A 16,435-nucleotide genomic window follows, 5' to 3' on the forward strand; every position below is an offset into this window, starting at 1 on the left:
TTCGCCCCGTGGCCAAATCCACCGCCGTTTTTCTGCCCCCCGCTTTCCTTGACGCCACCCGCGCCATCATGCCCGCCGAGCTGGCGATGGACGATTTTATCGCCGCCTGTCAACGCCCGCTGCGCCGCAGCCTGCGCGTCAACACGCTGAAAATCAGCGTCGCCGACTTCCTGGCGCTGGTGCAGGATTACGACTGGCGACTGGAGCCCATTCCCTGGTGCGCGGAAGGGTTCTGGATCGAGCGCGACGATGAAGAACTGCGTCTGGGCAGCGCCGCCGAACACCTGAGCGGTCTGTTCTACATTCAGGAGGCCAGTTCGATGTTGCCGGTCAGCGCGCTGTTCGCCGGCGACGCGGCGCCGACTCGGGTGCTGGACGTGGCGGCGGCGCCGGGCTCCAAAACCACCCAGATCGCCGCGTTGATGGGCAACCAGGGCGGCATCGTCGCCAACGAATACTCCGCCAGCCGGGTGAAAGTGCTGCACGCCAATATCAGCCGCTGCGGCGTGAAGAACACCGCGCTGACTCACTTCGACGGCCGGGTGTTCGGCGCCGCGCTGCCGGAAAGCTTCGACGCCATTCTGCTCGACGCCCCCTGCTCCGGTGAAGGCGTGGTGCGTAAAGATCCGGACGCCATGAGCAACTGGTCGCCGGACAGCGTCGCCGAGATCGCCGCCACTCAGCGTGAGCTGATCGACAGCGCGTTTCATGCGCTGGCGCCGGGCGGCGTGATGGTTTATTCCACCTGCACGCTCAATGCGCAGGAAAATCAGCAGGTGGTGCGCTGGCTGCTGGACACCTATGGCGACGCGGTCAGCGTCGAGCCGCTGGGTGAGCTGTTCCCCGGCGCCGGCAAGGCATTGACCGCCGAAGGTTTCCTGCACGTCTTCCCGCAGATTTACGACAGCGAAGGCTTTTTCGTCGCCCGTCTGCGCAAACAGCACGCCGTAGCGCCGTTGGCGAAGCCGACCTATAAAGTCGGTAAGTTTCCGTTCAGCCCGCTGTCCGGCAAAGAGGCGGCGCTGGTCGCCCAAGCCGCCGCCACATCCGGCTTAACCTGGGGCGATGACAGCCGGCTGTGGGAGCGCGATAAGGAAATCTGGCTGTTCCCGGCCGAGCTGGAGCCGCTGTTCGGCAAGGTGCGCTTCTCGCGTATCGGTCTCAAGCTGGCGGAACGCTTCCCGAAAGGTTTCCGTTGGCAGCACGAAGCGGCGATCGCCCTCGCAGGCGCCGGCGGCAAACAGCATTTCGAGCTGGACGCCGCGCTGGCCCAGGCGTGGTATCACGGCCGCGATCTCTACCCTGAGCAGCCTCCGGCGGGCGACGAGTGCATCGTCACCTATCAGGGGCAACCGCTGGGCATCGCCAAACGCATTGGCAGCCGCATCAAAAACAATTTGCCGCGTGAACTGGTGCGGGATGGCGCGCTCGATTTCCACCTGTAAATAATACCGCGCCGGGGAATGAAACTCCCCGGCGATAAAATAACACTAATAATATTCCCATCGCCGTTCGTTATTATTCTAATCATTTCACTTTATCGGTATACCTCGCCTACAAACCCCGTCATACGGGGAATGAGAATAAAAAGTTTCTCGTTTTCATCAAGACAATTCCCGATTCTTATTCTATTAATTAAAGTGCAGCTAAATGAATACGTTCAACCCACCTCTGGGTGGCGTCTTTGCGGGCTTTCTCTCATACGGCAAGGAATATAAGATGAAAAAAACTCTGATGGCATTGACCTCGGTAGCAACCCTGCTGTGCGCCAACGGCGCGGCTAACGCAGCAGGCACCATTCAAGGCACGTTAGGCGTGACGCTGACCATCGGCGCCGGTTGCGTCGTGGGGGGCGGCAGCAGCAGCGGTTCCGTCAACGACTTCGGCTCCATCAGCTTCGGTACTTACTCTTCACTGGCCAACATCATCGACGCCAGCGCCACCGGCGCAGGGGGGGCCGGTACGCTGTCATTGACCTGCACTACCGGCACAGACTACACGGTGGCGCTGGACAACGGGCTCCACGTCACTTCAGGCACCCAACGCCGCATGGCCAGCACGGCAGGCGCATTCATCAGCTATAACCTGTACCAGGATGCCGCACGCACCACCGCCTGGGGCAGCGGTGCCAACGCGCGGACCGGTACCGGCACCGGCGCCGCCGTTCCGCTGATCGTGTATGGCCGCGTACCGGCGGCCGGCTCTACCCCGGCGGCGGACACCTATAACGACACCGTCACGATGACGGTCACCTGGTAACGGTGCGGCGCGCGTTCTGCTGCTGCGGATTATGGGCGTGCAGCCTGTTGGCGCAGGCCGACAGTAAAACCGCGACCCTCGGCGTCAGCGCGACCTTGCTCAGCGCCTGTGAGGCCGGCAGCAGTTCAGGCGGCAACGTCAGCTTCGGCACGCTGAATTTCGGCACGCTGTATTTTCTCAGCACCGCAACCAGCGTCGCCGGGCAGCAAAACGCCGGCGCCATTCGGGTGAAATGCACCAACGGCACCAGCTACAGCGTTCTGCTTGGCGGCGGGCAAAGCGGCAATACCGCTGCCCGCTACCTGCAAAGCGCGGCGGGCCAACGGGTGAATTACAACCTGTACACCAACGCCGCCCACAGCGCCATTTGGGATAATCTGACGGGCGTGTCACAAACCGCCAACGGTGCGGACAACTGGTTGCCGGTCTATGGCATGATTCCGGCGCAGTCCACGCCCCCGACAGGCAGCTACACCGATACGGTACAGGTCACGATCAATTGGTAATGACGATGCGCGCTTCCATTTGCGGTTTGCTGTTCTGCCTGCCGCTTTCCCCGGCCCAAAGCGATACCGGCGTCAACGATTTGACCAAAAGCCAGCCGTTCACCGTCAATGCAACCGTGGTAAAAGGCTGCGTATTGGGCAGCGGCGTCAGTGACGTGACCACCTTCGGCACCCTGAACTTCGGCCAACTGTCCTCGCTGAGCAACGCAGTCAGCGTCGTCTCCAGCAGCGGCGCCGGTTCGGTGCTGTTTCGCTGCAACCCGGGGCTGAGCGTCACGCTAGCCCTCGGCGTCGGCAATCACGTGACCGGATCCATCGCCGGCGGCAGAAAATTACAAAACGCCGTCACGTCTGAAACGCTGCTGTATCAACTTTATCAAGACAGCAACTACGCCACCCTTTGGGGAGATGGCGCCAACGGCGGCGCGGCGCAGACCGTCGCCGCCACCGGCAGCACGCAAGAAATCAAGGTTTACGCCCGTCTGTTTTCGACCAGTACCCTGCCCACCAGTGGCGTTTACAGCGATACGGTCTTGTTGACGGTCACTTATTAAGTTTTTTGCAATAAGGATTGAGTTATGCGCATACCCTTCCGTCTGCCGTTAACGGCAGCCTTGCTCCTGGCAAGCCAACAGCACGCCCTGGCCGCGGCTTCCATTCTCATCTGGCCGATCGATCCGGTGATTGAAGATCAACAACAGGCCACCGCGCTGTGGCTGGAAAATCGCGACAGCAAACCGGTCTATATGCAAATTCGCGTGTTGGGTTGGCAGCAAACCGCCGGCAAAGACGATTACAGCAACCAAAGCGACGTGATCGCCAGCCCGCCGGTGGCGTCGATCGCGCCAGGCAAACGCCAGCTGATACGCCTGATCAAACAGTCGGCGCCGGCGGCGGGACAGGAGCGGGCCTACCGCATTTTGGTCGATGAAGTGCCGGTGAAAGAACCATCGTCGAGCGCCGCTCCCGGCGGTGCGGAGATGGGGTTGAAATTCCAGATGCGCTACTCGGTGCCGCTGTTCGTCAGCGGCAAGGGCATCTGGACCAAACAGGACAGCGAAAAACCGCGCGATTACGCGACCGCCAGCCAACCCCTGCTCAGCTATCGTCTACAGCAGCAAAGCAGCGAACGCTGGCTGGAGGTGCGAAATCAAGGCGCAGTGCATGCCCGTATATCGAAAGTGACGCTGCAAGGCCGCAGCCTGAATCCCGGCCTGATGGGATACGTGCTGCCCGGTTCACAGATGCGCTTCGCCTTGCCGCCCGCCGGCGGTTTCAGCAGCGGCAAGCTGATGGCCACGGTCAATGACAACAAACAGCCCGTAGCCATTCCGTCTTATTGAGGCCCAGGTGCAGCCGACAGGGAGGCTATCGACGCGGCGCTTCAGCCTTAAGCCGCTGGCGTGTGCCATGCTGAGCATGGCGGCCGGCGGCTGGCTGCCGTTTGCGCTCGGCGACGATCTGCCGCCGCCGCCCAGCGCCATCAGCATGCCGGACACCACGCTGTATCTGGAGCCTGTCGTCAACGGGCGCCAAACCGGCAACGTCGTGCCGGTCAACTACCGCGGCGGCCATTACTACATGACGCCCCAACAACTGCTCGACGCCGGGCTGCCGGTAGCGGATAAACAGGCGAAAGAAATCGCCGTCGATCGGCTGGAGAAGGTGGATGTCAGCTACAGCGGCGAGAGCCAGCAGTTGCTGATCAACGTGCCCAACGACTGGTTGCCGCAGCAAACCATCGGCGCCCGTTCACCGTTGCAGCGCTTGCCGGCGCAAAGCAGCCTCGGTTTGCTGTTCAACTACGACATCTACGCCAGCCAAAGCAACGGCAATGGCCGGCCGGGCTACCTGTCGGCGTGGAGCGAACAGCGGCTGTTCGACGGGTTCGGCGTCGTCGCCAACACCGGCATCTACCGCAGCGGGTTTAACGGCGGGCCAAACGACGATGGCGGCCGCTATATTCGGTATGACAGCTACTGGCGTTTCAACGATGACCAGCGGATGCTGAGTGTGATCGCCGGTGACCTAACCACCGGCTCGCTCCCCTGGAGCAGCGCCGTGCGCATCGGCGGCTTGCAATTGGCGCGCAATTTCGCGGTGCGCCCGGATCTTATCACCTACCCGCTGCCGCAGTTTTCCGGCCAGGCGGCATTGCCCAGCAGCGTCGATTTATACATCAACAGCTATAAAAACAGCACCACCAACATCAATCCCGGGCCGTTTACCCTCAACAGCGTGCCCTACATTAACGGCGCGGGTCAGGCCACCGTCGTCACCACCGACGCCCTCGGCCGCCAGGTCAGCACCACGGTACCGTTCTACGTGGCCAGCAACCTGCTGCAGACCGGCATGAGCGATTTCAGCATTTCCACCGGTTTGCTGCGGCGCAACTACGGGTTGAATTCTGCCGATTACGGGCAATGGGTAGGCAGCGCCAGCTTACGTTACGGCGTCACTGACTGGTTAACCCTGGAAGGGCGCGCCGAAGGCGCAGCCGAGTTGGCGGTCGGCGGCGGCGGCGCCGACATTCGCATCGGACAATGGGGGGTTTTCAACGCGTCCTACAGCGTCAGCCAGGCCGGCGACGAAGCGTTTAACGGCGGCAGGCCGATACAATCCCCCACGTATTATGACCCACTGACCGGCAGGCCGTTGCAACAGCCGGATCCCCAGCCCGTCTATCGCTACACCGGCAACCACGGCGATCAGAGCAGTTTTGGCTACACCTACAGCAACTCACGCTTCAGCCTCAACGCGCAACGCATCCTGCGCAGCGCCGATTTTGGCGACATTTCCGTGTATAAAAGCGACTACCGTCTGAGCCGCCGCACCGATCAGTTGACCGGCAGCGTCAGCCTGGGCCGGCTCGGCAGCCTCGGCGCCGGTTATTTTGACGTTCGCGACGCCATCGCTCAACGAACCCGCCTGGTGAACCTGTCCTACAGTGTGTCGCTTTGGCGCAACAGCAGCCTGTACGCCTCGCTGAACCGGGAAATCGGCAGCAGCGGTTACAGCGCCCAACTGCAGCTCTCGATTCCGTTCGACAGTTGGGGCACGGCCAGCTTCAGCGCCGCGCGCGACAACAACAACCGCTGGAGCGAACGCGTCAGCTACAGCCGCGCCGCACCGACCGATGGCGGTTTCGGTTGGAATCTGGCCTACGCCAATAACCCGAGCGGCGGTGATTACCGCCAGGCGGATCTGACCTGGCGAACCCGCAGGCTCGAAGCCCGCGCGGGCGTATACGGCACCCGCGATGAAACCAACCACTGGGGAGAAATCAGCGGTTCGCTGGTGGCGATGAACGGCGGCGTATACGCCACCAACACCATCAACGATGCCTTTGCGCTGGTGTCCACGCAAGGATACGCCGACATTCCGGTGAGCTATGAGAACCAGCCGATCGGCAAGACCGATGCCCAGGGCTATTTACTGGTGCCGACCGTCACCTCTTACTACCATGCGAAATTCCAGATTGATCCGCTCAGCCTGCCCGCCGACGTCGCGCTGCCGACGGTGGAAAAAACCGTCGCCATTCGCGATCACAGCGGTTTTCTGGTCGAGTTCCCCATCCAACCCATCTCCGCCGCCGACGTCGAACTGGTTGACGAGCAAGGCAAACCGCTGGCCAACGGCAGCCAGGTGGCGGTGGTTGGCGGCCGTCAGCAGAGCTATGTCGGTTGGGATGGCATGACCTATATCGACCCGGTGCAACAACACAATCGCCTGAGCGTGATCCCGGCCGACGGCGGCCCGCCATGCCAGGCGGAATTCAGTCTGGCGAAGCCTCAGGGCATCCAGCGCGTCGGCCCGGTTGTCTGCCGCTAATTCAACGACGGAGAGTCACTATGTTTCGGGGATTGAAAGCCTTATTGTTGACCCTTTCGCTGCTGCTCTGTCAGCGCGCATTCGCCGACTGCGCCACCACCAACGGCACCGTCACCTTACCGGGGAGCAGCTCTTTCGTGGTCTACAATGGGCAGATCAACGCCCAGGGCACCGCCGGCCTCAACTGCACCGGCCTCGGCCTCAATTTGCTCACGCAAAACACCGTCACGGTCAAGATCGCCTCCACCACCAACAATATGGCGGTTGCCAACACCGACGGCTCCGGCGATAAAATCGCTTACCTGATCTACCCCGACGCCAACTACCAATATCCATACAGCATCGGCCAAACCATCGACTACAGCTCGCTGAACCTGCTGTCGCTGATCCTGATTTCCTCCAACGTCAACTTTCCGCTGTATATCAAAACCACCGCCGGCGCCAACGTGCGCGCAGGAACCTATACCGACAGCATCAACCTGATCTGGAATTACCATATTTGCGGTCTGGGCGTGCTCGGCCTGTGCGTTTGGTGGGATGGCGTCGACAAACCCAGCACGGTCAGCGTCAGCGTCACCATCACCAAAGATTGCCTGATCGGCACCGCACCCAACGTCAACTTCGGCAGCATGGCGTTGGTCGGACAGTTCAATCCCGTCAATCAGAGCATTACCCTGACCTGCACCAAAACCGAGGGATACAACACCTATTTCACCAACGGCAATAACCCGGTCACCGGTTGGCGGCGCATGAAAAGCGGCACCAGCAATTTCATGCAGTATCAGATTTACTTGCCTAATACGACGACCGTTTGGGATAGCACCAACAAACAGAGCGGCGCCGGCACCGGCCTGGCGCAAAGCATCCCGTATAAGGCGGCGGTCAATGCGGCGCAGACGGAAGTGGCGGTCGGCAGCTATCAGGACAACCTCAGTTTTGTGGTGGAGTACTAGGCGTTGTGTTTTGCCGGCGTGGAAATTGTTTCCAAAATGTAATTTTTATGTGGCATTTTTTGCTCATTTGGCTATGCTCTTACCGATGACCACACTGGTCTAACCTCCTACCACACCATTGAGCAAGGAGTTCCCATGAGCAAAACCGTCGTAAAAATTGGCAGCTTCGAGGTCGATGACGCGCATCTTCACGCCGGCGCCGACCGCGCCGGCACCCTGAGCATTCCCTGCAAGTCCGATCCGGATCTGTGCATGCAGCTGGACGGCTGGGATGAACACACCAGCATCCCGGCGATCCTCGACGGCAAACAGTCGCTGCTGTACAAGCAACACTACGATCGGCAGGCGGACGCCTGGGTGATGCGGCTGGCATGAAAATGCCTCAGAACTGCTGACGACGCGCTGTTTTCATCGGAAACAGCGCGTTTTTTATGCGATGGCGATGCCGCGGCCGGCAAAGAAAGGGGCGAAGCGGTTGAGTGACAGCTGTACGTGCTCACGCGTCGCCGGGCTGTCGCCCGAAGGATTATGGAAGGTCACGCTTTGCGCATCGGCGGCGGTGATCAGCACCAGATGCCCGCCCCTGTGCGGCGGTGCGCTCTCCGGCCGGCGAATGGCGGGATGCACCGAGGCGATAAAGTAACGGCATTCGCTAAGCAGCGCCGGCACGTCGGCACGTCGGCAGCCGCCAGCCCCACCTTCACCTCCGCTTGCAGCGCGAACTGCTCGCGCACGTACTCGACGAACGGCGCGTAAATCAGGCCCTTGATCCGCTCACCCTCACGCACATAGGCGCCATAGGGCAGGCTGCGCCGCGCCAGCTCCAGCAGCGGCGGCGCTGCGCCGTCGCGATGGCCCAGCACCATTTTCAGGCAGGCCATGCCGCACACGTGGTTGGCCCACTCGATGTACTCGGCCCGATCGCGGGCGCCGCTGCGCGCCCAATTTTCGTCTTGCGCCAGCGTCGCCCGGCCGGCTATCAGATCGGCGGCCAACGCCGGGCTCGCCCACTGGCACTCGTAGGGAACGGCGCGCATAAGATTAGAATTTGTCGACGACTTTGAAATTCATCAGCACCAGCGTCATGTCCGGCGAGAACAGATCGTACTCTTCGAAGAAGCGCTGCAGCTCTTTGCGCCAATGCGCCAGCGAGCGATCGCCCTCGCCTTCGGCAAAGGCGTGCGCTTCATCGACCTGATCGTAAGTTTTCATTTCCACCGCGGTCAGCTCGACCGCGCAGACCGGCTCCCCCTTGCCATCCACCACCAGGAACAGATCGCCGGCCTGCGGGATCCCTTCGCCGTCCAGGTTGGAACAGGTGGCCGTTTTGGTGCCATTGAGGATCAATTGTACCACTTCATCGGCCTGCTGCTCGGTATCGCCGAATGCCCAACGCTCAAGGTGTTCGTATTTCTGTGGAATTGCCGTCGCCATGATTATACCTTTTGGAAAAATGCCTCAATGCAGACAGGATAGTACAACGTATTGCCGGCCGTCTGCACCCGTCGCAGGCGCGACTGCGCATTCCGCCACCGCCGTCTTTACGCGTTTTTACCGTTCTTCGCTGTGCCTGTCGCGCTGCGGGGCGCATACTGTGAACATTATTCACCCAATGGCGTCCGCCAGGCGGTAACATGCGGCAAAATGACATCGATGCTGACGATACGTTCAGCGACTTACTCAACGGCGTCGCGTTAGTGACGCTTTTCCTCATCCTCCTCGCCGGCGGGTGGTATTTCAGCTAAAAAGGAAGGCGACGTGGCGACAAAACGCATGGGCAACAAGCTCAGTAAAATGGTCGTGGTGCTGCTGCTGATCTGCCTGGCGCTGCTGCTGTTACGTTGGGCAGCGATCGCCTTCGGTTAATCCCGCGAAACGACGCCGGCAACGCCGGCGCCCTGTTCACCGCCGCCGTGGCGCAGTCGGCTCCAGCAACTCCCGCAAATAGGCCAAACGCGCCTCCTCCTGAAGCAACCAGCGGCGACACAGCCAATGCTGCGTTTCACCCGTGCGGCTCAGGCGGTAGTACTCCGCTAAGGTTTCGACCCAGTTCATGATGTTTTCTCCTGCTTTTCGACAACGCAAGTATTGAGCGTAAAAACCAGAAGAAATACTGATGGCTTGTTTTTTTATGCTTCCTGTTTTAGGCGGCGGGTAGCGAAGCCGCAGCTCAGCTGCTACATTGGGCAAAAATCAACCCACCGAGGTGTAGGCCATGACGTTCTCGGAACAGGAGATTAAACCCGTATGGGATGAGGTCGCACGCCTGATCGGCGATGGCGTGATGCAACTGCGTCATCGCGGCGAAGCGCTGTCGGTGGAAACGCTGGAAAAACATCTGACGCGGCAGTTGGCCGAGAGCAACGACATCGAACGGCGTATCCTGCTCGGCGCCGCCATCAACATGCTGAAAGGCGGAAAATGAATCGCCAACCGAAGAAGGTTGGCGATCCGACAGAAGCCCGAGGTATGCAAGCCCGGCCTTCTGCGCGCTACTATGTCACGCTAATATGACGTAATTAATAGGAATTGTCGGGTTTTTGCCCAAAATGCCCTATTTTTGTTGCCTGCATCAGGCCAGCACGAAATCCCCCGCATCCAGCGGCTGTCCTACCACTTTCACCAGGAAATCACTACCGTCAAAGCCGCCGCCCAGGTTGATCGCCACGTCACTGACGTGATTTTGCGCATCGTAGCTCAGCGTCGCCTCGCCCGCCTTGCCGCTGAACTGATCGACGAAGCGGATGCCGTCGGCGCTGCCGGTGTTGAACAGCGTCAGATCGATCTTGTCCTCGCCGCGCACGAAGTCGCGGATCCAATCCGGCGCCGCCGCCGTCGACTCATCCGCCGCAAAGTAGACGAAGGTGTCCTTGCCGGCGCCGCCCCACAGCTGATCCGCCCCTTTGCCGCCGTACAGCACGTCATCGCCCGCGCCGCCCTTGAGCACGTTATCGGCGGCGTTCCCTACCAGCACATCGTTACCCGACCCGCCGATGGCGTTTTCAATCGTTACGCCTGCGGCGATAGACACGTTGCCTTTCAGGCCGCCGACGTCCGAGAACGCCTTTTCATTCAGATTGATGCGCTGATTCTGGCCGAAGCCGGAGAAGTCGAAGGTGTCGTTGCCGCCGGCGTCCCAGGCGGTGAAGATTATCTTGTCCTGCGCGCCGGTGGCGGTGAGGAAGTCGCGATCGGTGTTGGAATTGAAACCGTAAACCGTGTCGCCGGTACGGGTGTTCATGTTGGCGCCGTAGAAATGCTGGATCGCCGTGATGTCGTTGAGCAACGGCCCGGAAGAGTACGCGCCTTTAAAGTCCTGCCCGGTGTTGCTTTCGCTGAAATAGCTCATCAGGCTGTGCGCGCGGCTGTCCTCAAAGTAGGTCGCGTCTTTAGCGTAGGTGATGCTGACGCCCGGCGCGGCGTTATAGTCGCCCGGATGCTGCAACCCCAACGCATGGCCGATTTCATGGGTGAAGGTCTGGCGACCGTACTCGTTCTCATGGATCTGGTTGTTGACGAAGGTAGGGTTCTTGGCGTTATACCAGGTTTGCCCGGCGACCGAAGGCGAGGAGTCCGGGTTATACGCGAAGGCATAAGAGCCGCGCGAGCTGTAGTCGAACAGGCCGAATTTGATGTTGGCGGCGGCGGTGTTGCTGGTTTCGGTGAAGGTGATGTTAGCCACGTCTGACCATGACTGCAGCGACAGTTTAGCCTGCTCGCGCTGTTCGGCGTTAAAGCTGCTGAAGCCGCTGATGCTCATGCTCGACATGTTGCCCGGCGCCTTTTCCCAGAAGCTGTAGGTCAGGGAGACCGGCGTGTCGGTCACGCCCTTGTCGTGCCAACTGCGATCGCCGCGCACCAGCTCCAGGCCGGCGTTTTCGAACGTTTTCGACGGATGAAGCACGGTAATGGTGTCGTCTTCATCGGGTTTATAAGCGCCCAGCAGGGCTAATACGCCTTCGGCCTTAACGGAAGCATTGCTTGATGACATAACCTTATCTCCATATTCGTCAATTCAATCGGGGGGATGCCCCAACTGGCGGATTGCCTGAACGGCAGCGGCCCGGTGTTGAATCAATACGGGGATATCGGTAATGCGCTGGCGCCTTCCCTCGGCACTCTGAATGAGAACGATAATCCCTTAAGAGAAAAGAATAGACACATTTTCACCGATTACAGAATTTTCTTAGATAAAGTACGGCTATGCATTTGCGCCACACGAATGATTTTCAAGGCAATAATCAGCACTATCACGATAAGCGAATAAAAACGCATAAAAAAACCGGGGCAATCCAACCCCGGTTATCCATAAGATACTCTGGACTCAGACTAACCAACCAAGCAGCAGCGTCGCGCCGATGACCGTGGAAGCGCCGCCGATGCGCGTGGCGATTTGGGCGAACGGCATCAGCCCCATGCGGTTCGACGCCGACAGGATCGCCACGTCACCGGTGCCGCCCAGGCCACTGTGACAACAGGTGACAATCGCCGCCTCCACCGGAAACATCTTCAGGTAAGGCGCAATCAAGAAACTGACCAGTCCCATCGACAGCACCACCGAGCCACAGACCACCACATAACCGACCGAGAACACCGCCACCACGCTTTCCAGCGGCACGTACAGCATGCCCAGACCGATCATCAGCGGCCACACCAGCGCGGTGGAGACGAACTTGTAGAAACTGTGCGCGCCGGTCTCCATCGAAGCTGGGATCACCCGGCAGTACTTGCACAACACCGCGAACAGGATCATCAGCACCGGCCCGGGAATATGCACGATGTGTTCGAACAGGCCGCCGACGATAAAGAAGGCGCAGATCACCAGCAGCCCGCCGCCCATCAGTTGGAAATCGACGTTGCCGCTTTGCTCCTTGATGGCGAACATCGCGTTCTCCTGCGCCGAACGGATCAGCATGCCGTCGCCGCTCAGCGCCTTGCGCTGCATGCCGATGCGCGCCAGCACCCCGGCGGTCACGATGGCGAAGATGTTACCCAGCACCGCCGCCGGCGCCAGCTGCGCGACATAGACATCCGGCGTCGAGCCCAGGATCGCCGAATAGGCCAGCGACAGCGGTAAAATCCCCTCGCCGATGCCGCCGCCGATGATCGGCACGATGATGAAGAAGAAGGTGTGATAGAAGGTAAAGCCGAACAGCTTACCCACCAGCAGCCCGGTGATCACCGCCGTGATCGTGCCCACCACCAGCGGCACGAACATGCGAATCATCCCCTGGATCAGAATCACCCGGTTCATGCCGAGAATGCTGCCGACCACCAGACTGGCGATGACGAAATAGAGCAGGTTGGCGTCTTTCATCAGCAAATGGACGGTGCCCATGACGTTAGGCTGGAAGACATTGAAATAGACCAGCACCGACGGCACCATCAAACACAGAATGGCCGGCCCGCCGATATCGCGCAGCACGGGAATACTTTTTCCCAACTGCGCCAGCGCAAAGCCCAGCGTCATTATCACCGCCAGGCCGCCGATCATATTCTTCGGCAGGAAGTTGGCGTAGGCGGAAATCGCTACGATCGCGCAAATCGTGATAAACAAGGCGATCGGTACCGCGCCGATATCCATTTGACGAAGTTGATTAATTAACCCTGAGGATTCGGACGATGCCGTATTTTTATCACAGGCCAGTTCTGCATTTATCTGTTTCATTATTCACCCTGCTGACAAGCGTACAGTACGGTTAGATTCACCTGGCGCAAAAACTCTGCCATAGCCAAGCAAAAACAAATGATTACGAAAAATCCTATTGTAGATTTCGCTTTTTCTAATAAGAAATAAAACAGTAAACAGCCCTGACAATATGATAAAAAATAAAAATGCAAAACTAAATTACGCCGGCGAAATTCAATATTGTGACCCTCCGCCAAGGTTGGTTTTAATTAATTATCGTCAGCATTTTGTAATTAAAGTAAGCAGGCTTAAATTCGCTGCTATGCTATAGGAGGGCGAAAAAGCCCCCTGTTTTATTAATAAAGAACCGGAAACGCATTAGCTGAATCCGGTCAGCTTGATCCGAATCTCAATCCTGCGCGCGGCACCGCACGGGAAAGAGGCATAATATGACTCATAAGGAAGTAGAATATGTCTTCACGCGCTGTTACCCCACAAACCCTCGCTCGCTACGGCATCCATCAGGCCGCCGACATCGTCTATAACCCCAGCTATGAATTGCTGTTCGCCGAAGAGACCCGCGCCGACCTGCCGCCGCTGGAGCGCGGCACCCTCACCCAACTGGGTGCGGTCAACGTCGCGACCGGTGAATTTACCGGCCGTTCGCCGAAGGACAAATACATCGTGCGCGACGACACCACGCGCGATACCGTCTGGTGGTCGGACAACGGCACCGGCAAGAACGACAACCAGCCGCTCTCGCCGGAAGTCTGGCAGCATCTGAAGACGCTGGTGGGCAATCAGCTCTCCGGCAAGCGTCTGTTCGTGGTGGACGCGTTCTGCGGCGCCAACGCCGACACGCGTCTGAAAGTGCGCTTCATCACCGAGGTGGCCTGGCAGGCGCACTTCGTGAAAAACATGTTCATCCGCCCGAGCGACGCCGAGCTGGCGGACTTTGAACCGGACTTCGTGGTGATGAACGGCGCTAAATGCACCAACCCGGACTGGCAGCAGCAAGGGCTGCACTCGGAGAACTTCGTCGCCTTCAATCTGACCGAGCGCATGCAGTTGATCGGCGGCACCTGGTACGGCGGCGAAATGAAGAAAGGCCTGTTCTCGATCATGAACTATCTGCTGCCGCTGAAGGGCATCGCGTCGATGCACTGCTCGGCCAACGTCGGCGAGCAAGGCGACGTGGCGGTATTCTTCGGCCTGTCCGGCACCGGCAAAACCACCCTCTCTACCGACCCGAAACGCCAGCTGATCGGCGATGACGAGCACGGTTGGGACGACGACGGCGTGTTCAACTTCGAAGGCGGCTGCTACGCCAAAACCATCAAGCTGTCGCCGCAGGCGGAGCCGGAAATCTATCAGGCGATCCGTCGCGATGCGCTGCTGGAAAACGTCACCGTGCTGGCCGACGGCAGCATCGACTTCGACGACGCCAGCAAAACCGAGAACACCCGCGTCTCTTACCCGATTTATCACATCGAGAACATCGTCAAGCCGGTGTCCAAAGCCGGCCACGCGCGCAAGATCATCTTCCTGACCGCCGACGCCTTCGGCGTGCTGCCGCCGGTGTCGCGCCTGACGCCGGAGCAGACCCAATACCACTTCCTGTCCGGCTTCACCGCCAAGCTGGCCGGCACCGAGCGCGGCATCACCGCGCCGACGCCGACCTTCTCCGCCTGCTTCGGCGCCGCGTTCCTGACGCTGCACCCGACGCAGTACGCCGAAGTGCTGGTGAAACGCATGGAGGCCGCCGGCGCCCAGGCTTACCTGGTCAACACCGGCTGGAACGGCAGCGGCAAGCGTATCTCGATCAAAGATACGCGCGGCATCATCGACGCCATTCTGAATGGCGACATTGAGCAGGCCGAGACCTTCACGCTGCCGATCTTCGGGCTGGCAGTGCCGACCGCGCTGCCGGGCGTCGATCCGTCTATCCTCGATCCGCGCAAAACCTATGCCGACGAATCGCTGTGGCAGGAGAAAGCGCAGGATCTGGCGCAGCGCTTTATCGATAACTTCGCCAAATATACCGTCACTCCGGCGGGCGAAAAACTGGTGAACGCCGGGCCGAAGCTGTAACGCAACCAGGGCGCCGCAGCGCCCTTCATACCTGTCTGCAAGGGCCGAACCCTCGGCCCTTTTCTCACGTCGCCGACGGCACGAAAACCCCACGAAAACGCATGTTGCCGGAGGCAAGCCGCTCATAAGCTTCCCTGGCTTGATCGAGCGTGAAAGTCTCGACAATCGGTTTCACTTTGCCTTTCGCCGCCAGGTTCAGCACCTCACTCAGGTAGCGCTGCCCACCGTGGGTCGATCCGATCACCCGCTGACGCATCATATGGAACGGCACACCTTCGGAAGAGATCGCGAACGGTTTACTGAAGTCCAGCCCGCACAGCACCACGCGGCCATCGACCCGCAAGCCGCTCATCGCCTCCTGCGCGGAGTCGAAGTCATTGGTGGTCACCAGCAGAATGTCCGCGCCGCCGTTCTCCCGCAGCGCCTGGCCGGAGGCGACGATGCGATCGGCGCCCAGTTGCTTCGCCAGCGCGTGCTTGTCCGGCGAGTGGGTGATGGCAACGGTATCGAAACCGCAGGCTTTCGACAGTTGCAACGCGACGTGCCCCAGCCCGCCAATGCCTAACACCGCCACCGTCTCATGCGGCAGCGGCGCCGCGTCGCGCAGGCCGCTCCAGGTGGTATACCCCGCACACATCATCGGCGCGGCGTCGATGTAAGACAGCCCGTCCGGCAGCAACACCGTGCCTTCAGCGGCGATGGCGATATACTCGGCGTGGCCGCCCTGGGCGGCAAAACCGGTGGTGCGCGGCGCCGGGCAGTTCATCGCCGTTTGCCCGGTTAGCGGCCGATTCTCACGGCAGTACGGGCAGCGGCCGCAGGCCGATTGCACCCAGGTGGTGCCGACGCGATCGCCAATCTGCCGCGTATGCACGCCGGCCCCTACCTCAACCACTTCCCCCACCACTTCATGGCCGGGCGTTTGCGGGTAGATATCGCCGCCATATCCTTGCGTCGCCCATACGTCGGTATAACACATGCCCGAGGCGTGCACTTTGACCAGAACCTGGCCCGGCTCTGTGCGGGGCATCGGCACCTGTCTGATTTCCCAGGGCCGGTTGGCGCCGGTCATAACTACCGCTTTCATCTTCTTATCCATCATCAACTCCTCGCAGCAGGGTGGCGCCCGGCGGTTGCCCGGCGTCTCCTCATGAGCGTAAGGCAGG

General features: G+C 60.1%; 16 protein-coding genes and 1 pseudogene. 11 read left to right on the top strand and 6 right to left on the bottom strand.

Annotation, left to right across the window (positions count from 1 at the left end):
• Window positions 1-8: 8 nt before the first annotated feature.
• From rsmF to ACMGGK_RS12965, 8 genes are all read left to right on the top strand, one after another.
• On the top strand, window positions 9-1,445 hold the full coding sequence (rsmF, locus tag ACMGGK_RS12930) for a 16S rRNA (cytosine(1407)-C(5))-methyltransferase RsmF (protein ID WP_176063314.1): 1,437 nt from the start codon (window positions 9-11) through the stop codon (window positions 1,443-1,445).
• Window positions 1,446-1,719: 274 nt separating this feature from the next.
• Window positions 1,720-2,259, top strand: a complete 540-nt coding sequence (locus ACMGGK_RS12935; RefSeq protein WP_016928005.1) for a spore coat U domain-containing protein — start codon at window positions 1,720-1,722, stop codon at window positions 2,257-2,259.
• 2 nt (window positions 2,260-2,261) lie between these two features.
• Complete coding sequence (locus tag ACMGGK_RS12940; RefSeq protein WP_049300220.1) at window positions 2,262-2,765, top strand: spore coat U domain-containing protein; 504 nt, start codon at window positions 2,262-2,264, stop codon at window positions 2,763-2,765.
• Window positions 2,765-3,319: a spore coat U domain-containing protein gene (locus ACMGGK_RS12945; protein ID WP_016928007.1), complete on the top strand. Its 555-nt coding sequence runs from the start codon at window positions 2,765-2,767 to the stop codon at window positions 3,317-3,319. Before ACMGGK_RS12940 ends, ACMGGK_RS12945 begins: the two co-directional genes overlap by 1 nt.
• A gap of 24 nt (window positions 3,320-3,343) precedes the next feature.
• Window positions 3,344-4,108, top strand: a complete 765-nt coding sequence (locus ACMGGK_RS12950; protein ID WP_033640548.1) for a molecular chaperone — start codon at window positions 3,344-3,346, stop codon at window positions 4,106-4,108.
• A 67-nt stretch (window positions 4,109-4,175) separates the two neighbouring features.
• Window positions 4,176-6,596 carry a fimbria/pilus outer membrane usher protein gene (locus tag ACMGGK_RS12955; RefSeq protein WP_197787863.1) on the top strand — a complete coding sequence of 807 codons (2,421 nt, stop codon included), beginning with the start codon at window positions 4,176-4,178 and terminating at the stop codon, window positions 6,594-6,596.
• 20 nt (window positions 6,597-6,616) lie between these two features.
• Window positions 6,617-7,549, top strand: coding sequence for a spore coat U domain-containing protein (locus ACMGGK_RS12960; RefSeq protein ID WP_079449321.1), 933 nt, complete (start codon window positions 6,617-6,619; stop codon window positions 7,547-7,549).
• Window positions 7,550-7,684: 135 nt separating this feature from the next.
• The gene (locus ACMGGK_RS12965) at window positions 7,685-7,924 is read left to right on the top strand and encodes a DUF1480 family protein (RefSeq protein WP_004931517.1); all 240 of its coding nucleotides are present in this window, start codon (window positions 7,685-7,687) and stop codon (window positions 7,922-7,924) included.
• A gap of 54 nt (window positions 7,925-7,978) precedes the next feature.
• On the opposite strand, the pseudogene ACMGGK_RS12970 reads toward ACMGGK_RS12965, so the two are convergent.
• Window positions 7,979-8,586: pseudogene (locus ACMGGK_RS12970) on the bottom strand (hypothetical protein).
• A 4-nt stretch (window positions 8,587-8,590) separates the two neighbouring features.
• Window positions 8,591-8,983, bottom strand: coding sequence for an ASCH domain-containing protein (locus ACMGGK_RS12975; RefSeq protein WP_004931522.1), 393 nt, complete (start codon window positions 8,981-8,983; stop codon window positions 8,591-8,593).
• Window positions 8,984-9,322: 339 nt separating this feature from the next.
• Between ACMGGK_RS12975 and yniD the strand changes: the two genes are divergently transcribed.
• Window positions 9,323-9,415 (top strand): small membrane protein YniD, encoded by a 93-nt coding sequence (gene yniD / locus ACMGGK_RS12980; protein WP_016928013.1) that lies wholly within the window; start codon window positions 9,323-9,325, stop codon window positions 9,413-9,415.
• 36 nt (window positions 9,416-9,451) lie between these two features.
• Here the strand turns inward: yniD and ACMGGK_RS12985 are convergent, their stop codons facing one another.
• Window positions 9,452-9,604, bottom strand: a complete 153-nt coding sequence (locus tag ACMGGK_RS12985) for a hypothetical protein (RefSeq protein ID WP_162835083.1) — start codon at window positions 9,602-9,604, stop codon at window positions 9,452-9,454.
• Window positions 9,605-9,764: 160 nt separating this feature from the next.
• On the opposite strand from ACMGGK_RS12985, the gene ACMGGK_RS12990 reads away from it, so the two are divergent.
• A complete protein-coding gene (locus ACMGGK_RS12990; protein WP_016928015.1) occupies window positions 9,765-9,974 on the top strand; it encodes a hypothetical protein in 210 nt (69 codons plus the stop codon).
• Window positions 9,975-10,121: 147 nt separating this feature from the next.
• Here the strand turns inward: ACMGGK_RS12990 and ACMGGK_RS12995 are convergent, their stop codons facing one another.
• Together ACMGGK_RS12995 and ACMGGK_RS13000 are read right to left on the bottom strand one after the other, a co-directional pair.
• Window positions 10,122-11,540: a serralysin family metalloprotease gene (locus ACMGGK_RS12995; protein WP_016928016.1), complete on the bottom strand. Its 1,419-nt coding sequence runs from the start codon at window positions 11,538-11,540 to the stop codon at window positions 10,122-10,124.
• A 333-nt stretch (window positions 11,541-11,873) separates the two neighbouring features.
• On the bottom strand, window positions 11,874-13,217 hold the full coding sequence (locus tag ACMGGK_RS13000) for a 2-hydroxycarboxylate transporter family protein (RefSeq protein WP_049295452.1): 1,344 nt from the start codon (window positions 13,215-13,217) through the stop codon (window positions 11,874-11,876).
• Window positions 13,218-13,649: 432 nt separating this feature from the next.
• Here ACMGGK_RS13000 and pckA point away from each other — a divergent pair, with 432 nt between their 5' ends.
• On the top strand, window positions 13,650-15,269 hold the full coding sequence (gene pckA, locus ACMGGK_RS13005) for a phosphoenolpyruvate carboxykinase (ATP) (protein WP_016928019.1): 1,620 nt from the start codon (window positions 13,650-13,652) through the stop codon (window positions 15,267-15,269).
• Window positions 15,270-15,333: 64 nt separating this feature from the next.
• Here pckA and ACMGGK_RS13010 read toward each other — a convergent pair whose 3' ends face one another.
• Window positions 15,334-16,356 carry an alcohol dehydrogenase catalytic domain-containing protein gene (locus tag ACMGGK_RS13010; protein WP_240429855.1) on the bottom strand — a complete coding sequence of 341 codons (1,023 nt, stop codon included), beginning with the start codon at window positions 16,354-16,356 and terminating at the stop codon, window positions 15,334-15,336.
• Between the last annotated feature and the right edge of the window lie 79 nt (window positions 16,357-16,435).

It is taken from the genome of Serratia sp. BNK-33-b (genome assembly GCF_048684565.1).
GTDB classification, from domain to species: Bacteria; Pseudomonadota; Gammaproteobacteria; order Enterobacterales; family Enterobacteriaceae; genus Serratia; species Serratia marcescens.